The sequence below is a fragment of the Pedobacter sp. SYSU D00535 genome (assembly GCF_017355855.1).
Taxonomy (GTDB): Bacteria; Bacteroidota; Bacteroidia; order Sphingobacteriales; family Sphingobacteriaceae; genus Desertivirga.
The window spans coordinates 44,222-58,802 of the sequence record NZ_JAFEWD010000016.1 but is presented as its reverse complement, the minus strand read 5'-3'; the positions used below and the strand labels follow the sequence as shown (position 1 = coordinate 58,802).

Sequence of the window (14,581 nt, the reverse complement as noted above, 5' to 3'; positions counted from 1 at the left end):
ACATATGAGCAACGGTATGCTAACTCCTGCTGTAGTACATTCCGAAATGATCAGTACAAACAAACTATGGAAAAACTATTATCAGAAAAATCGTAAGCTTGTAAAGCTATCTTAGGACTAGTGGAAACCCGTAAAGCTATCCTAGGATTATATCTTTAACCTGTAAACTTTTTTTAGGACGAGACAACCCGTATAATAATACAAACACCTCACCCTAACCCTCTCCTCAAGGAGAGGGGATGTGCCGTGATGTCTCGTCTGTCTCGTTCTAAGAAAATTTAAGGTTTTAGAATAATCCGGTTATGCGTTTACAGGTTCTCACCACACTACTGCTAGACAGGAAAAACACAACTTACCTCCGCGTAACTTAATATCGCCAACCCTGGACATCTGCGAACTACGAGATTTTGTAGGATGCTCCTAAGTTGCGTGGTTCCCTTCTCCTTGAGGAGAAGGGTCAGGGATGAGGTGACTATCGTCTGTCTTGTCTACCTATCCTTCCCAACCCTTGCAATCCGCTCTACCAAGTCTGCCATGCGACTTGAATAACCGTATTCGTTATCGTACCAGCCGACTACCTTCGTGAGGCCACCTACAATGGAAGTAAGTTTCGAATCGAATACACAGCTGTGAGAATTACCCAGGATATCCACAGAAACAATTGGATCTTCCGTATAGTAGAGGATTCCCTGTAAATAACTATCGGCTGCAGCACGAAAAGCAGCATTGATCTCCTCCACAGTCGCCGGCTTTTTCAGGATACAGGTAAAGTCGGTGAGCGATCCGTTCAATACCGGAACGCGAATACCTGCCCCACCCAGCTTTCCATCCAAATGAGGAAAAATATTGGTGATTGCTTTTGCTGCACCGGTTGTAGTTGGGATGATGGAAGCCGAAGCCGCTCTCGCTCTACGGAGGTCTTTATGCGGACCGTCGTGCAGGTTTTGATCACCGGTCATCGAATGCACGGTCGTGATGTAACCATTCACAATGCCCCAGTTATCTTCCAGTACCTTGATCATCGGTGCGATATTGTTCGTGGTACAGGAAGCATTAGATAAAATCGGAGAGCGGAAGTCGATCTCGCTGTCATTCACACCCAGCACGACGGTGGGCACATCCTTCGTTGCAGAGGGTGCCGAAATGATCACTTGCTTTGCGCCCGCCTCCAGGTGAACAGCGGCCTTCTCAGCGGTAGTGAAGCGGCCTGTAGACTCGATGACCAGATCAATACCCAGGCGCTGCCAGGGCAATTGACGGGGATCCGCCTCTGAAAAGAGTGGGATCGGCTGGCCATCAACCAGGATAGCTCCCTCTCCAGCTGCTACTGTTCCGGAGAAGCCTCGCTGTACCGTATCGTATTTAACCAGATGAGCCAGCGTTTCTGCGTCCGCCAGATCATTAATCGCAGCAACCTGAATCCCCTTTTTTAGTAAAAGCGTTCTAAGAACCGTCCTTCCTATCCGGCCAAAGCCATTAATTGCAACTTTCATCCCGGCAAAGTTAGTGTTTTTGATGATTAAGGAGGCCTCTGCATCCTTAAGGCACTATTTCTAGTTTCCGCGGAATAACTTTTGCTTGGGTTCCGCAAAATTACTAGCAAATGGATAGTTTTAAGATCAAGACCAAATTGGGAACCGAGTGGGTGGAAATTCTCGTTGTACCGGACGATTGCTCTAGGGAAAGTATTTACCACCTCATTTTGCATGATGATGAAGTTGTTAAAATGGTTTATAGCGATGAGCGAAATTGGGAATTTATGGAAGGCACACATTTAAGTCCTGAGGAGCTCAAAGCCATTACTCAGGAAATAGAACGCCATTTTAAGGAATTATAGGACTAAACCATTCGCTAGCAGGTAGAAACCCTGAGCGTGTAAAAAGTACCCGTATTAACGCACGGAACAAACAAATCGTTAATTGACCAAGTTGATTCAAAGCAAATGTATCAGAATTTATGCGAACGAAACCAGTTAATGAATGTCCCGTTCCGAATGGGATCTTAGTAGCTATCGGAGGTAAAGAAAACCGGGGAGAAACGCCGGAAAAAGAAGTACAGCAGGACAATCTGCAGCCCCTGGAAGTGCTGGGAACATTTATTTCGGCAATAAAAAAGGAAAATCCCAAATTGGAGGTGGTGACCACCGCTAGCAGCGAAGGCGATGCGCTGTTCGAAGAGTATGTAAATGCTTTTTCAACGCTTAACGTGACTCAGATCGGCCGGATCCACCACGAGCAGCGGGAAGATGTTTTAAAAGACGAAGCCGCACTGGTGGATCGAATCCGGGAGGCAGATGCAGTGTTTTTCACTGGCGGAGATCAACTTCGGCTGACTACTATCTATGGCGGAACGCTCTTCCTGATGGAGATTAAGCAGCGCTATATCCGCGAGCATTTTGTCATTGGAGGGACTAGTGCCGGTGCAATGGCCATGTCCACACCGATGATTTACGCGGGCAATAAAGACGTGCAGCAGATCAGCGGAGAGATTAAGATCACCACAGGCTTAGAGTTTTTGAAAGATGTGTGTATTGATACGCACTTCGTAGACCGGGGGCGATTTGTACGGATGGCGCAAGTGATTGCGACCAACCCCACATGTATCGGGATTGGCATCGAAGAAGACACAGCTATCGTCATCAAAAACGGGATTGAAGGCCAGGTTTGCGGTAGCGGCATCGTGATCATCATCGACGGTCATCGCATTTCTAAAAGCAATGTCCTTGATTTCGGGACGGGAGCCTCTATTTCCATCCGGGGTTTGCAGGTGGACCTTCTCTCGCGGGGAGATCGGTTTGTCATTCCTCAAACCAATCCCCCTCATATCTAATAGCAACAGGCAGTACCTATGAAAAAAGAAGAGATAAAGTTGTCTGACTGGCAGCGCATCTTGTTTGGAGATGCGCCACCTGAATTCCTCCTGGAGGTATTCATCCGGACCCTGATCATTTACATCGCACTTATTGTGATTGCGCGACTTTTGGGAAAACGGATGGGCGGGCAGTTAACCTTGACGGAAACCGCTGTTATGATTACGCTCGGTGCAATTGTCGCCCCAGCTATGCAGCTTCCCGACCGGGGCGTCATTTTCGGCATCATTCTGCTTCTGTGTGCACTGCTATTCCAGCGCGGCATTAACCTCTGGGGATTTAACAGCTCGAAGTTTGAGAAACTGAGCCAGGGCCACTCCAGTGTATTGGTGAAGGATGGTGTGCTGGATCTGGAGGAGATGAAAAAAGTACGCATTTCCCGGCAGGAGTTGTTTGCCATGCTACGGCATAAAAATATTCTGAACCTGGGCAATGTCAAACGGGCCTACCTGGAGGGCTGCGGCCTATTGAGTATTTTCACCAACGAAGGACGTAGGGGCCTTTCCCTTTTACCCGACCAGGATGATGAACAGCTTGACGGAATGAGCGCGGCAGCGGGATCACAGGCCTGCTGCAGCTGCGGCTATGTGGCCATAGAAACACAGGAAGAATGCCATAATTGCGGAAGCAAGCGTTGGACCAAAGCAATTGAATAAGAAAGACAATGAAAGAGTTTGAGATTTATATCATGGATTGGAGCCGGATGCTTTTTGGCGAGGCTCCAGTCAGTTTCATAATTGAAGTGATCATCCGGGCATTTTTTGTATACCTCTTGCTGATGGTTTCGATGAGGATTATGGGAAAACGGATGGCTTCGCACCTGAGCAGGAATGAGTTGATTGCGATGGTCTCTCTTGCCGCAGCAATTGGGGTACCGATGATGGACCCGAGTCGTGGGATTTTGCCGGCATTCGTCATTGCCATTGTAGTGGTGATCGTGCAGCGAATCATCTCGACATTGGCCTTTAAAAGCCAGAAATTTGAGCAGCTTGCAGAAGATGACCTCTCCATATTGGTGAGCGACGGAAAATTGCAGCTGGACGAGATGAAAAAAAGCCGGATTTCCCCCGAGCGTCTGTTCGCCGAAGCCCGGTCCTGCGGCATCGATAATCTGGGTAAAATTAAACGTCTTTACCTGGAGTCGGGAGGCGCCTTCAGCTTTATTCAAAATGATCAGCCCTCTCCCGGTTTATCAACCCTGCCTCAATACGACACCGACTTCCGGAAGGAAAAAAAACTAGCCCCCGGCTTCTGCGCCTGCAACGAATGCGGCAACGTGAAGCGGAATCAACCCGGTAACCAGGTGCCCTGCGAACGCTGCGGCAGAACCAAATGGGTGGAAGCCTATCTATAAGAGTTCGGCCAGAACGACTAAAAGACTAAACCAGCGGTATTAGTGGCGCTGGTTTATCCATATATAACAAAATGCATTAAACCGTAACAGTCATCCTCTTCCTGGCAAGACACATCAAGGAGAGTGCACTACCGGGCTTCTTCGGGTTTCGTCCCGATAGAATATTTCCCATGCGGTACTTCAGCGCTGCCTTTCCTCGTTCCCCCTTCAGCACCTGTTCGCCCACCTCATGGTTATGCGGATAGACCTGCAAGTCAAAGCCGAGTGGCTCAAGTGTTCCCCGGAAGAATTGCTCTGTTACCCCATGGCCGGGTTTATGGTGAATTTCGCAGGCAAGGCCCCAGGTTTGCTGGTCGTCGGTCTTGTGAAAGCCATGTTTAACAATCCGGTAGTAAAGCAGACGGCCGTTCCAAAGTAGCTTGGCGATCCCTTTATAATCCCAGGCGCTCAGCTGCGGATCGTGATCCGTCACGATCAAACCTCCCGGTTTCAGGATGCGGGCTGCTTCTCGTAAAATGGCAGCCATGTCCTCGCAATGATGAAGGGCGGCATTCAGCACCACCACATCGGCAAAGCCAGAAACAAAGGGAAGTTTGGACGCATCCGCAAGCACCGGCGTATAGCCGTATTTGGCGGCAAACCTCAAAGACACCGGAGCCACATCTACGCCTATTAAGAGGCGAGGCTTACTAGTTACCGTCGCAAAGACATTGCCCGGACCGCAGCCAATATCGACCACCACTTTACCTTCCAGATCACCCAGGGCCGCTTCCCATCTGGATTTGAATGAAGGAGAACGGTGGCAATAAGTCAGGTATTCTTCCGCCCATTCCGGCTGGTTGAAATAATAGATATTGGCAGCTAAGCCCTCACCCGGATTTTTGATCGGACTTTCCAGATACGTGCCATGGTCAACGATAGCGGCAGACGAATCGATGTAGGAATAAATTTCCTCGTTCATAGGGAAAAGGTTCTAGTTAAAAGGCACGTGCCTCAGGACTTAAAGATAAGGTATCTTCTGCTATTCCAATATTAATTTTTAAAACCAGGCAAGCCTTTTTTTCCTCCTCATTCAGCAGGCTCTTGAATGGCAGGAGAAAAAACCAATTTATTAATTAAATGTTATAACAATAAAACCATGATCAATAACCAAAGCGATAAACCTGAGAAATTCGAGCCTAAAGATTCAGAGCGTAAAGACATCAGACATCCCGAGGACGATCAGGAAGCTGTATTGAAACTAGAAGATCTGGATTATACAGAAGAAGAGGCGGATTTCAAGGACCCTTCTACTACCAAAGAGCGGGGTGAACAGCCCCTGGATCCGGTGAAGGATCCCCCCAAAAAGACCTAACTCGTTCCATGGAATTGGAATTGGTTTTCATAGGTAGATGTAAACGGCCGGGTCAATACCTGGCCGTTTTTTTAATGTACCATCGTGATCGGACGACTCCAAGTCATCCGACCACTAACAGCTCTTCAATGGACTAAACGTTGCAGATCTACCACCCAAATCCCTTCCTTCGTCATCCTGAATTCATTTCAGGATCCCTTGAACTATCTCTTATTTATATTACAAATACCGATTCGCGTAACCAATGGCAGAAAGATGTGATCGGACGAATACATTCATCCGATCACTAACAGCAGCGACCTCTCCAGCGCAACCAATACAAGTGGTCGGATGACAACTGCAAAGCGGCCTATAGTCATCGTATCACTAAAGCCCAGCAATTGCTTAAACGCTGCAATCTTCTACCCAAATCCCTTCCCTCGTCATCCTGAATTTATTTCAGAATCCCTTGAACTATCTGTTGTCAATATTATAAATACCGCTTCGCATAACCAACGGCAGAAAGATGTGATTGGACGACTCCATTCATCCGATCACTAACAGCAGCCACCTCTCCAGCGCAACCAATACAAGTGGTCGGATGACACCTGCAAGCGCCTCATAGTCATCCGATCACAGACAGCCCATCAAGGCCTTAAACCTTGTAAATCTCCTACCCAAAATCCTTCCTTCGTCATCCTGAATTTAGTTCAGGATCCCTTGAACTTTCTCTTGTCAATATTACAAATACCATTCGCATAACCAACGGCAGAAAGATGTGATCGGTCGACTCCATTCATCCGATCACTAACAGCAGCCACCTCTCCAGCGCAACCAATACAAGTGGTCGGATGACACCTGCAAAGCGCCTCATAGTCATCCGATCACAGACAGCCCATCAAGGCCTTAAACCTTGTAAATCTCCTACCCAAATCCCTTCCCTCGTCATCCTGAATTTATTTCAGGATCCCTTGAACTATCTCTTGTCGACATCGCAAATATCCGTTCACAGAACCAGCAGAATACATGTGATCGGACGACTCCATTCATCCGATCACTAACAGCAGCCACCTCTCCAGCGCAACCAATACTAGTGGTCGGATGACAGCTGCAAAACGCCTTATAGTCATCCGATCACTAACAGCCCAGCAATTGCTTAAACGCTGCAATCTTCTACCCACATCCCTTCCCTCGTCATCCTGAATTCATTTCAAGATCCCTTGAACTATCTCTTGTCAATATTATAAATACCGCTTCGCATAACCAACGGCAGAAAGATGTGATCGAACGACTCCATTCATCCCATCACTAACAGCAGCCACCTCTCCAGCGCAACCAATACAACTGGTCGGATGACAACTGCAAGCGCCTCATAGTCATCCGATCACAGAGGCCCAAATCATCCGATCACCAACCATCGCCGCGAAATAAAAGATAATTAAAAAACGAAGGCCAGCAAATGCCGGCCTTCCTGTAATACTGTTATACTTTAAATATCCGCTTCCACCAGGGCTTTTTCTCTACATCCAGGTAAGAAGAGTAAGCCGAGTAGTCACTATAGTAGTAATAACCATAGTAGCCGGTTTCTCCGAAATCGGTAGAATAGAAGCTGGCATACATTGGTTTTTCCTCAAACTCATTAAGGATAATCACCGCATTGTTGAGGCCCAACTCATAAGAAATACGGGTAGGCAAGGTCGCAGCGGTGGTCTTAGATACCCCTGCTCTTACCACGAAAATGTTGATATCTGCGGCGGTAATAATTGGAATAGCATCCGAGATGATACCGACAGGAGCCGTATCGACAATCACATAATCGTAAGTCTCTGAAAGCCTTTTGATCAAATCCTGCATCCGATCGCTATGCAATAATTCAGAAGGATTGGGTGGAAAAGTGCCCGAAGAAATGAAATCGAGTTCCGGTAAGGAGGTCTTTGTAATAATATGCTCTAAATCCGTCTTTCTCGCCAGAAAGTCTGCCAGGCCTAGGCCCTTCTCGACATTAAATGCCTTATGTAGTTTCGATCGTCGTAAATCGGCAGCGATTAGTACCACCCGCTTTTCTATCAGAGCCAGGGTGCTTGCTAGGTTTAGGGAAGTAAAGGATTTTCCTTCCCCTGCAAGTTCCGATGTCACACAAATCACCTTATTGCCTTTTTCCGCGGCCAGAAAACTCAAATTTGTTCGAACAGATCTAACTGACTCTGCAAAGACTGATTTAGGAAGAACATTATTTAAAACCTGACTATTGTTCTCGTCAATGGTATCAGGAAATTTGCGAATTACGCCTAGGATCGGTACGTTGGTATGAGCCTCAACAAAAGCCCTGTCATTGATATACGGGTTTATCATTCTTAATAAAAGGATGATACCAATTCCCAAGGCAAGACCAAAAACAAGAGAATTCCTATAAATATCTGCAGACTTTGGGCTGATTGGGGCCAAGTTCGCTTTAGCCGTTTCTATTATTGACGCGTCTGCAACAGTGCTGGCTCGGTTAATTTGCGCCGCTAATTTCTTTTCATTCAAAAAGGTCAAAACCTTCTGATTCACCTCATTATTTGCAGTGAGGGAAAACAATTGCCGCTCAGCACGGGGAATCTCCTTCAACTCTTGGTTAAGCTCGGCGAGTTGTTGATTAACGTACCCCAAAGTTTTGTTACTTCGTTCGCGTAAAAGCCTAATACTATTTACAGCCGCCTGTTGGATGGCAGCAATTTGATTATCTATTTGTTTAATTTGGTTAGAATTCTCGTTATACTGATTTAACAAAGCGTTGCGCTCCGTGATCAATCCATTAAACTGACTAACTAGCCCCGTAAGTAGGGGTCCGGTTTCGCCTTCCAAACCCAAGTTTAACGTCACTCGCTGTCTGTTCTGCTTTATCTCCGACTCCAACTGATCAATAGCGAGCGACTGAATCTGAATCTCATTTTTCCTTGATTCCAACTCTGATAATCGTGATACTAGAGTACCGGTACTTGTACTAAGATCGACAATATTGTTTCCTCTCTTGTAACTTTCCAATGCAGACTCTGACTTTTCAACCTGACCGGATAATAGGGCAAGCTGTTCATTGATAAACTCGATAGTCTGTGTGGCTGCTTGCTGCTTACTTTTTCGACTGTGATTGATATACTCCTCCATAATAGCATTGAGCATGTCGGAGGCGAATTGAGGATTTAGCCCGGATAAACTCAAACTAATAATATCAGCATTCTTCGAGTAAGGCTGTATCGTCAAGTATGGCATTACAGACCGGGCTACTGACGCTGGAGTATTAATTCTAAAAAGATAGGTACCCTGAACAGGCTCCACTCCTTGTAAGATCTTGAATTTGTAGCCTCCTAACTCCACGAGCTCTCCGTACTTGAAGGAGGCGCTCTTATTGTTCAGGCTTAAAAGGTAAGTTGTCTGGGTCTTGTGTTCAAACTCGAAGAGGTCGCTACTTCCCTCCATGCTAGTCGTATCCTGTGGAACGACAGAAAAAGGAACTTCCGGATAAATATCACTATTGCGCACCCTCCCCTTAATAAAATAACTAACCTGATAGTTGAGGCGCTTTATAGCGTTCTCCATTACAGCCCTGGACCTGATCACAAAAGTTTCCGACTCCAAATCATTCTTCGGCCTAAATAGGGAGACTGGAGCATTATTGGGGTCAAGGTTAAAACCAGGCTTATCACTTTCGATTCGGATAACTGAAGAAGTCGAATATATTCTGGGAGCAGTCCGCAAATAGAAATACGCGACCCCTACAGCTAACACCAGACTTCCAATGATCCAGTACCATCCGGCCAGGAACACCCTAGCTACTTTCGCGTACGATATTTTTTTTTCAGGCATGTGCGTAGCATTTTCAAATGCTACAGAATCTTTCCCGGTAGTTTTGGGACTAGTAGTAATACTCATCTAGAGAGGGTAAGAATAATCAAAGCAGTGTTAAGAACTAATAGACCAGATTGTATGATCGGACTGATAGCAGTAAGTCTATCACCTATTCGAGCTGAAGTTCTAGGTTCCACGTAAATAAGGTCGTTTTTACGCAAGTTCAGTTTCGGATTTGTTATTGAACTTATACTTTTTAGGTCTACATAGATTATTTCAGGATTTCCAGGATCTCCCGTCTTGCGAACAATTTTCACGCTTCCTTTATTTGCCCGTGCGTTTATCCCTCCTGCCTGCCCAAGAATCTCCACAAGCGACGTTTTCTCTTTTTGAAGCAGATAAGTTCCCGGTTGCGCTACTTCTCCAAGAATCGTCACATTCAAATTTACTACTGAAATATCAATAATAGGGTCCTTCAAAAACTCACGATGGTAAAGACTGTCCAGCGCTCTCTCGGCATCCAGTATTGATAATCCCACCAATTTCACCTTCCCTAACACCGGAAGACGAACGCTCCCGTCGGCTTCCACCCTGTAAGTTCTTTCCTGAGTTACCGGACTAGCAGTTCCTGTAATTTTTCCTGAAATTAGGTCAGGATTTTGAAGGTTTGTAACTGTGAGAATATCATCAAGCGAAATGATATGGCCCTTATCGTTAATTCCTTGGTCATTTACAACATAAAGAGGGCTTATGTTATTTAGGGGAGGCGGGGTAGCTGACCTAAACAGAACATCTCGATTTTTATATGAACAAGATGATAACAGGAGCAGTAGGAAAAAGCTATAAACTATATTAATTAATTTCACAAGTAATTTTAAGTTAGTTAAAAGGCTTTATCGTCGCCCCTTAAAGTGTTCCAAAAGGTCAAGAATATAATTTTGATGTCCATTAGCAAGGTCCAGTTCTCGAGGTAAAACAAATCCATTTCCACCCTTTTCTGCATTTCCTCTATTTTTTTGGTTTCCCCCCTGTACCCGTTCACCTGTGCCCAGCCAGTGATACCCGGCTTCAGCAACTGACGTACCATATACTGTCGTACGATTTTTGAATACTGATCCGTATGCTGCACCATATGTGGTCGCGGCCCCACTACCGACATATTTCCGATCAGAACATTGATAAACTGAGGGAATTCGTCCAGATTCGTTTTTCGCATAAACTTACCCATCTTCGTTACCCTGCTATCGTTCTTGGAGGCCTGTTTAGCCGGATCCGCGTTGTTTACGGTCATGCTCCGGAATTTGATACAATAAAATGGTTTATTATTGATTCCTGACCTAAGCTGACTGAAAAAAACCGGGCCTTTCGAGTCCAGCTTGATCAACAGGGCCATAATTGGAAACAACCAGGAGCAAACAAACAGCAAAACGAATATCGAAAAAACCAGATCGAAGGCCCGTTTCACAAATTTCCAATGCATTTCCTCCAAAGGCTCGTGCCGCACCGTGATGATGGGGAATCCCCCAAACATATCGAGTCCGTATTTGGTAGAAAGGAACTGGAAGTAATCCGGAATGATCCGTAAACGCACGGCTTCGTTATTGACGGTCTCTACCACCTGGGAAATCTTTTCGGAAGCGCGATTAGGCAAAGCCACGACGACTTCATCGATGTATTCCTCTCCCTGCAGGATTTCCTTGAGTTGCGCGATATTGCCGCGATATTGTCCGTTCAGATAAGGTTTGATCTGATCGTCCAGGAAACCTACTACGGTATAGCCATAATGGGGATTGCTTTTCAAAAAATTGTAGAAGTTCATGCCTACCTGACCCGCTCCCACAATCAGCACCTTTTTCGTAGTCCAGCCCCGGTGACTGAAGCGCTCCATCAACTTCTTGTAGAGATATTTCTCCACCGGCATCAAGGCACTGAGCAGCGTAATGTAAATCAACGCAAACTGGCGTTCATAATAGGGATATTTGATAACAAAGAGAAAGATCACCAGCAAAATCGCCTGCAGGAAGACATTGTTCATGATCTTCAGCATAATGATCACGAAGTTGCCTCCACTAACGGCTTCGTCGTAGAGCATATTCACTTTGCTGGAGAAATACCAACCAGCAGCTAAAAAGGCCCAGAGTCCCAAATCGATCAGATTGAAGTCTTGATTAAAAAGCGACTTGGTGTACATCATGGTAACCAGAAGGGAAACTGAGATTACCAAGATGTCTGCCCAAAATATGGACCAGTGAACTTTCTTTCTAAATGTTGCCATTATCCCTTCTAAACATCATTAGCAAATTTGCTAAAATTTTAGAGAAAAAGAACAGGTTTTTTTAAGATTTATTACTAAAAGATGAGAGTTAATTAATTTTCGAAGGGAGAAAGCAGGAAAATGGGAATAAGGAGGGGATGGGCCACTATTGAATTAGCATCGTCTCTCCCACCAGCGTCATGGTGAGGAACGAAGCCTGGGTACTGTGCGTGGAGTGACGTGACCATCCCCAGGGGTGGAAGTAGAATGTAAGCGTACTACCGCTGCTCCGGGGGATCCCTCCTATCGTCGGGATGACGACGTTGGTAGAATGACGGATCTTCGATGTTCCGACAGTAAAAAGGGGTCATTGAAAGTAGCATCGCATCTCCCACCGCCGTCATGGTGAGGAACGAAGCGCTGGACTGTGCCTGGAGTGACGTGACCATCCCCAGGGGTGAAAGTAGAATGTAAGCGTACTACCGCTGCTCCATGGGATCCCTCCTATCGTCGGGATGACGCTCTTATTAGCTTTGCTGCACCTTGATGAACCGAGTTTGAAAGTAGCATCGCATCTCCCACGACCGTCATGTTGAGGAACGAAGGCTGGGAACTGCGCATGGAGTGACGTGACCATCCCCATGGGTGGAAGTAGAATTGCGTGCTACCGCTGGTCGGGGGGATCCCTCCTATCGTCGGGATGACGACGTTGATTAGAATGAAGGATCTTCGATGTTCCGACAGTAAAAAGGGGTCATTGAAAGTAGCATCGCATCTCCCACCGCCGTCATGGTGAGGAACGAAGCGCTGGACTGTGCCTGGAGTGACGTGACCATCCCCAGGGGTGAAAGTAGAATGTAAGCGTAGTACCGCTGTTCCGGGGGATCCCTCCTCACGTCGGGATGACGCTCTTAATACGATTTGAGGAACCTTGATGAACCGTTATTCAAAGTAGCCAGCCTCTCCCACGACCGTCATGTTGAGGAACGAAGGCCTGGACCTGTGCATAGAGTGACGTGACATCCCCAGGGGTGAAAGTAGAATGTAAGCGTACTACCGCTGCTCCGGGGGATCCCTCCTATCGTCGGGATGACGACGTTGATTAGAATGACGGATCTTCGATGTTCCGACAGTAAAAAGGGGTCATTGAAAGTAGCATCGCATCTCCCACCGCCGTCATGGTGAGGAACGAAGCGCTGGACTGTCCCTGGAGTGACGTGACCATCCCCATGGGTGAAAGTAGAATGTAAGCGTACTACCGCTGTTCCATGGGATCCCTCCTATCGTCGGGATGACGCTCTTATTAAAATTTGAGGAGCCTTGATGAACCGAGTTTCAAGGTAGCATTGCATCTCCCACCGCCGGACATTGACTAACCCCGTGGCAAATCTTACCCATCTCTGCTCCACAACGAGTATCTAAATCTACGCCCAGAAACGCCTGAGTAACAAAAAAATACCCTATTCTGGGTATTGTCAACCCGCTACAACAGCTCTATATTTAAATTGTTTTTCTTTCCCGATCAAATTTTTAAAAAATAAAAACGATTGGAAAGATTATTGTGTGATTTACATTAAAAATTGATGAAAACGTTTTCCTACGTTTGTGCGGTAGTCATCCTTCTCCTTATGTTTCCGGCCGCGAGCAAGGCGGCTCATGTTGATCGTGTGGAGGAGAAGGAAATCGAAATTATGCCTGGCGTTACCTATACCTATTACGTGGTCCACTATACTGATGGTCGCCAGCCTACTATTCATAACAGTTATCCTCATGACGTCGTTGCTGAAAGTAATAACACCAATCCTGGTGGCTCAGGTGATCCTGCCGGTGTTCCTATAGATGGTGGAATTGGTTTTCTACTCGCTGCCGGGCTGGGCTATGGAGGTAAACAACTCTATCAACGACGTAAAAAGGCGAACGGCCAGGCGCATGACTAAGCCCTCTTCAACCTTGCTTGCGAAGGTGCCGAAAGAACTGATTCATTTTTTCTCCAAAGCACTCGTTCTGTTTATTGTTTGGAAATTGGGCTATGTCTATTTTCTATCTGCTTCCCTTGACCAGCTATTTACCCGGATCACTGCTCTAAGTACCTGGGTGATCTACGATCTCTTTTCGGCGGAGAAACTCTCCCTGATGCTTTCCGAAAACTTCGCCCAGATCAGTGTCAGCGGAAAACCAGTTTTGATTATTGGCGACCCCTGTAATGCGCTGGAGCTTTTTGTTTTATATACCGGCTTTATCCTTTGTATCGGAGGTGCTTTAAAAAGACGCGCAGGCTTTATCCTCACAGGATTGCTTCTTATTTTCTTGGCTAATATCAGTCGCTGTCTGCTTCTGTTGTGGCTAGCCAAAACAAAGAGTCCCTTATTCTACGCCGCACATACCTATATCTTTACCTTCCTGATCTACTCGCTGATCTTCGTCCTCTGGATGAAGTTCATGGGTGGCGACCGAAGAAAGCCGCAGGCAGCTACGAACCCTTCAAAAAATGCTTAATAAACGCCCCTGGTTGATTCCAGCTCTTCTGATCTGCCTGGTTCAGCTGCTTAGCTACTACCTGAATGGCATGAATTATTTCGGAGCCTCTGCCTATCTCCGTGGAGCGCTTAATACCCTTCCCATCATTCTGATTGGCATTTGTGGTTATTGGGGACTTCGTTTCTCCGCTTTTTCCTGGATACGCACGATCTGGATCGCAGGATATGGTTTTGCTTTTGCACTGAAACTTATCTATTCACTTCATTACCTGGTCACTTTACCGGATTTAATCACCAATTCCTTTCTGGGTATTTACTTTTTCTTCATTTCACCCTTTCCTTTCCTCTTTTTGGTGTTGGTGTTGGAAAGGGTTATGGAAGTTTTGAAAGCCAGGAGCAAAGAAAAGATCAATTGAAAGTAGCCGCCCCGCGCCACCAACGTCATGGTGAGGAACGAAGCGTGAGG

The 14,581-nt window shown here is 46.3% G+C and carries 16 protein-coding genes; 8 read left to right on the top strand and 8 right to left on the bottom strand.

Annotation, left to right across the window (positions count from 1 at the left end; translation table 11 throughout):
- Positions 1-488 precede the first annotated feature (488 nt).
- Positions 489-1,493, bottom strand: a complete 1,005-nt coding sequence (gene gap / locus J4N23_RS20120; protein WP_207429646.1) for a type I glyceraldehyde-3-phosphate dehydrogenase — start codon at positions 1,491-1,493, stop codon at positions 489-491.
- Positions 1,494-1,603: 110 nt separating this feature from the next.
- Here gap and J4N23_RS20115 point away from each other — a divergent pair, with 110 nt between their 5' ends.
- From J4N23_RS20115 to J4N23_RS20100, 4 genes are all read left to right on the top strand, one after another.
- Positions 1,604-1,837, top strand: a complete 234-nt coding sequence (locus J4N23_RS20115) for a hypothetical protein (protein WP_207429645.1) — start codon at positions 1,604-1,606, stop codon at positions 1,835-1,837.
- A 119-nt stretch (positions 1,838-1,956) separates the two neighbouring features.
- Positions 1,957-2,829, top strand: coding sequence for a cyanophycinase (locus tag J4N23_RS20110; RefSeq protein WP_207429644.1), 873 nt, complete (start codon positions 1,957-1,959; stop codon positions 2,827-2,829).
- Positions 2,830-2,847: 18 nt separating this feature from the next.
- On the top strand, positions 2,848-3,525 hold the full coding sequence (locus J4N23_RS20105; protein ID WP_207429643.1) for a DUF421 domain-containing protein: 678 nt from the start codon (positions 2,848-2,850) through the stop codon (positions 3,523-3,525).
- Positions 3,526-3,533: 8 nt separating this feature from the next.
- Entirely contained in the window at positions 3,534-4,223 is a 690-nt protein-coding gene (locus J4N23_RS20100; protein ID WP_207429642.1) for a DUF421 domain-containing protein, read from the top strand.
- A gap of 76 nt (positions 4,224-4,299) precedes the next feature.
- Here the strand turns inward: J4N23_RS20100 and J4N23_RS20095 are convergent, their stop codons facing one another.
- Positions 4,300-5,184: a class I SAM-dependent methyltransferase gene (locus J4N23_RS20095; protein ID WP_207429641.1), complete on the bottom strand. Its 885-nt coding sequence runs from the start codon at positions 5,182-5,184 to the stop codon at positions 4,300-4,302.
- Between the two features lie 177 nt (positions 5,185-5,361).
- Here J4N23_RS20095 and J4N23_RS20090 point away from each other — a divergent pair, with 177 nt between their 5' ends.
- Positions 5,362-5,577, top strand: a complete 216-nt coding sequence (locus J4N23_RS20090) for a hypothetical protein (RefSeq protein WP_207429640.1) — start codon at positions 5,362-5,364, stop codon at positions 5,575-5,577.
- A gap of 1,461 nt (positions 5,578-7,038) precedes the next feature.
- Here J4N23_RS20090 and J4N23_RS20085 read toward each other — a convergent pair.
- The 6 genes from J4N23_RS20085 to J4N23_RS21140 form a co-directional block, all read right to left on the bottom strand.
- Positions 7,039-9,468: a tyrosine-protein kinase gene (locus tag J4N23_RS20085; protein ID WP_207429639.1), complete on the bottom strand. Its 2,430-nt coding sequence runs from the start codon at positions 9,466-9,468 to the stop codon at positions 7,039-7,041.
- Positions 9,465-10,250 (bottom strand): polysaccharide biosynthesis/export family protein, encoded by a 786-nt coding sequence (locus J4N23_RS20080; protein WP_207429638.1) that lies wholly within the window; start codon positions 10,248-10,250, stop codon positions 9,465-9,467. Before J4N23_RS20080 ends, J4N23_RS20085 begins: the two co-directional genes overlap by 4 nt.
- A gap of 17 nt (positions 10,251-10,267) precedes the next feature.
- A complete protein-coding gene (locus J4N23_RS20075) occupies positions 10,268-11,659 on the bottom strand; it encodes an undecaprenyl-phosphate glucose phosphotransferase (RefSeq protein ID WP_207429637.1) in 1,392 nt (463 codons plus the stop codon).
- Between the two features lie 92 nt (positions 11,660-11,751).
- Positions 11,752-11,886, bottom strand: coding sequence for a hypothetical protein (locus J4N23_RS21150; protein ID WP_255534863.1), 135 nt, complete (start codon positions 11,884-11,886; stop codon positions 11,752-11,754).
- A 465-nt stretch (positions 11,887-12,351) separates the two neighbouring features.
- Positions 12,352-12,474: a hypothetical protein gene (locus J4N23_RS21145; RefSeq protein ID WP_255534862.1), complete on the bottom strand. Its 123-nt coding sequence runs from the start codon at positions 12,472-12,474 to the stop codon at positions 12,352-12,354.
- 266 nt (positions 12,475-12,740) lie between these two features.
- Positions 12,741-12,863 (bottom strand): hypothetical protein, encoded by a 123-nt coding sequence (locus tag J4N23_RS21140; protein ID WP_255534861.1) that lies wholly within the window; start codon positions 12,861-12,863, stop codon positions 12,741-12,743.
- Between the two features lie 358 nt (positions 12,864-13,221).
- Between J4N23_RS21140 and J4N23_RS20070 the strand changes: the two genes are divergently transcribed.
- Genes J4N23_RS20070 through J4N23_RS20060 form a run of 3 tightly spaced genes read left to right on the top strand, consistent with a single transcriptional unit; the run spans position 13,222 to position 14,531 of the window.
- Positions 13,222-13,575 carry a PID-CTERM protein-sorting domain-containing protein gene (locus J4N23_RS20070; protein WP_207429636.1) on the top strand — a complete coding sequence of 118 codons (354 nt, stop codon included), beginning with the start codon at positions 13,222-13,224 and terminating at the stop codon, positions 13,573-13,575.
- Positions 13,517-14,134, top strand: a complete 618-nt coding sequence (locus J4N23_RS20065; RefSeq protein ID WP_207429635.1) for a hypothetical protein — start codon at positions 13,517-13,519, stop codon at positions 14,132-14,134. Before J4N23_RS20070 ends, J4N23_RS20065 begins: the two co-directional genes overlap by 59 nt.
- Positions 14,127-14,531, top strand: coding sequence for a hypothetical protein (locus J4N23_RS20060; protein ID WP_207429634.1), 405 nt, complete (start codon positions 14,127-14,129; stop codon positions 14,529-14,531). The genes J4N23_RS20065 and J4N23_RS20060 overlap by 8 nt, the downstream gene beginning before the upstream one ends.
- Positions 14,532-14,581: the final 50 nt, after the last annotated feature.

Excerpts from the sequence above, each read along its gene's own strand:
- J4N23_RS20075 (WP_207429637.1), bottom strand. The coding sequence starts at position 11,659 with ATGGCAACATTTAGAAAGAAAGTTCACTGGTCCATATTTTGGGCAGAC.
- J4N23_RS20100 (WP_207429642.1), top strand. The coding sequence starts at position 3,534 with ATGAAAGAGTTTGAGATTTATATCATGGATTGGAGCCGGATGCTTTTT.
- J4N23_RS21150 (WP_255534863.1), bottom strand. The coding sequence starts at position 11,886 with ATGGTCACGTCACTCCACGCACAGTACCCAGGCTTCGTTCCTCACCAT.
- J4N23_RS20070 (WP_207429636.1), top strand. The coding sequence starts at position 13,222 with ATGAAAACGTTTTCCTACGTTTGTGCGGTAGTCATCCTTCTCCTTATG.
- J4N23_RS20095 (WP_207429641.1), bottom strand. The coding sequence starts at position 5,184 with ATGAACGAGGAAATTTATTCCTACATCGATTCGTCTGCCGCTATCGTT.
- J4N23_RS21140 (WP_255534861.1), bottom strand. The coding sequence starts at position 12,863 with ATGGTCACGTCACTCCAGGGACAGTCCAGCGCTTCGTTCCTCACCATG.
- J4N23_RS20065 (WP_207429635.1), top strand. The coding sequence starts at position 13,517 with ATGGAGGTAAACAACTCTATCAACGACGTAAAAAGGCGAACGGCCAGG.
- J4N23_RS20085 (WP_207429639.1), bottom strand. The coding sequence starts at position 9,468 with ATGAGTATTACTACTAGTCCCAAAACTACCGGGAAAGATTCTGTAGCA.
- gap (WP_207429646.1), bottom strand. The coding sequence starts at position 1,493 with ATGAAAGTTGCAATTAATGGCTTTGGCCGGATAGGAAGGACGGTTCTT.
- J4N23_RS21145 (WP_255534862.1), bottom strand. The coding sequence starts at position 12,474 with ATGGTCACGTCACTCCAGGCACAGTCCAGCGCTTCGTTCCTCACCATG.
- J4N23_RS20090 (WP_207429640.1), top strand. The coding sequence starts at position 5,362 with ATGATCAATAACCAAAGCGATAAACCTGAGAAATTCGAGCCTAAAGAT.
- J4N23_RS20105 (WP_207429643.1), top strand. The coding sequence starts at position 2,848 with ATGAAAAAAGAAGAGATAAAGTTGTCTGACTGGCAGCGCATCTTGTTT.
- J4N23_RS20115 (WP_207429645.1), top strand. The coding sequence starts at position 1,604 with ATGGATAGTTTTAAGATCAAGACCAAATTGGGAACCGAGTGGGTGGAA.
- J4N23_RS20110 (WP_207429644.1), top strand. The coding sequence starts at position 1,957 with ATGCGAACGAAACCAGTTAATGAATGTCCCGTTCCGAATGGGATCTTA.
- J4N23_RS20060 (WP_207429634.1), top strand. The coding sequence starts at position 14,127 with ATGCTTAATAAACGCCCCTGGTTGATTCCAGCTCTTCTGATCTGCCTG.